This is a genomic window from Cupriavidus sp. 8B, assembly GCF_054589115.1.
Map to the genome: position 1 here is coordinate 35895 of NZ_BAAILO010000425.1, position 1635 is coordinate 37529.

A 1635-nucleotide genomic window follows, 5' to 3' on the forward strand; every position below is an offset into this window, starting at 1 on the left:
ATCGCCGGCGCGGGCCGCTTCGGCCTCGAGCCCCGCCGCGGCGGTTGCCGAGACAGCGGCGCAATCGGCGGCCCGCGCACTTGCCGCGGCCAGCGCTTGCTGCGCCTGCTGGTGTTCCTGCACGGCCAGCCCCAGGTGCTGCTCGAACGGCTGCACCTGCATGGCCCGGCGCGCGGCCTGCAGCCGCTGGCGCTGCGCCTCGATGTCGGGCCGCTGCGCCATAAGCGCGGCATGGGCCGCTTCGGTATCGCGCTGCTCCCGCAGGCGGGCATCGGTCTGCTCGCCCTGCCGGGTTGCCAGCGTTGCCAGTTCCAGCACGGTGCGCGCAGCCACGTCGCGCAGCTGCAGTTCGGCCAGCCGGGCCTGTAACCCTGCCGCCTGTTCCCGCAAGGCGTCCACCGATTCGAGCTGGTACTGCTGCAGCAGCGCCGTCTGCTCGATGCGCAGGCGCTCGGCTTCCTGGCGGATGCCGGCCGCCTGGCCCTTGAGCAGTTCCTCCACGCGCCGGTACAGCTCGGTGCGGAACAGCCGCTCCAGGATGGCCTGCCGGCTCTTGGAGTCGGCCGTGAGCAATTCCCGAAAGCGCCCCTGCGGCAGCACGATGACCTGGCGGAACTGGCTGCTGTCGAAGCCCAGCAGGTTGCGCACGAAGTCGTCCACCTTGTTGGGCTGGCTCGCCTTGCTGGTCCAGCCCGCGTCACCCATGACGTCAAGCTGGGCCTTGGGTGTTTCCTTGACGGTGCCTTCGCCGCGCAGCTTCGGCCGCTCCTGCGCGGGCGACCGCGTGGCCAGGTAGCGCTGGCCCGCCAGGCTGAACTCGAACGTCACCTCCGTGCGCAGGCCCGGATCGGCGTTGGCGCTGCGCATGTCCTGCGCGCTGCGCTCGCCGCCGGAGGTGTCGCCGTAGAGCGCGAAGCAGATGGCGTCGAGCAAGGTGGTCTTGCCCGCGCCGGTGGGGCCGTGGATCAGGAAGAAGGCCCGGTCCCCGAGCCGGCTGAAGTCGATTTCCTCGCTGGCGGCAAAGGGGCCGAAGGCTTGCAGTTTCAGGCGCAGCGGTCTCATGCAGACTCCCGGTCTGCGCGGGCAATGCCCTCGAGCACCTGGTCGAGCACGCGGCGTTTGTCGTCATCCAGCTCTTCGTCCGCCACCTCCTTGAAGAAATTGGCGAACAGCTCGCCGGTATCGAGCTGGCGCAGGCGCTGGCCGGCCGCGCCGGCCTCGCCCGTGCGCGCCAGCACGGCGCGCTCGATGGCGAGCGCATTGGGATAGGCCTGGCGCAAGCGCGCCATCGGATCGAGCAAGGCGCCGGTATCGGTCAGCACCGCGTGGATGTAGTCGTCGCGCTGCGCATCCGCCGCGCCCTGCGCCAGCAGATCGGCCAGTTGCCCTTCGACGATGCGCAGGTCGCGCCGGGGCGACAGCGCGATCGGCTCGATGCTGACCGCACCATCGGCCGCCAGCTCGATCAGCGAGACCGACTTGGCGTGCGTGACTTCGGACAGCGAGTACTTCAGCAAGGAGCCGGCGTAGTGGATGCGCTGGTTGAAGGTCTGCGGGCGATGCAGATGGCCAAGCGCGACCAGGTCGACGCCGTCGAACACGCTGGCGGCAACGGCGCCGCTGCCGCCCACCGAA

The 1635-nt window shown here is 70.4% G+C and carries 2 protein-coding genes; both read right to left on the bottom strand.

Going from position 1 to position 1635, the window contains the following annotated elements:
* A partial coding sequence (locus tag ACYP5B_RS40280; RefSeq protein ID WP_459573370.1) for an AAA family ATPase occupies positions 1 to 1062 on the bottom strand: 1062 nt, incomplete at its 3' end.
* Positions 1059 to 1635, bottom strand: a 577-nt coding sequence (locus ACYP5B_RS40285; RefSeq protein WP_459573371.1) for an exonuclease SbcCD subunit D, incomplete at its 5' end; no start/stop codon positions are given. The genes ACYP5B_RS40285 and ACYP5B_RS40280, both read right to left, overlap by 4 nt.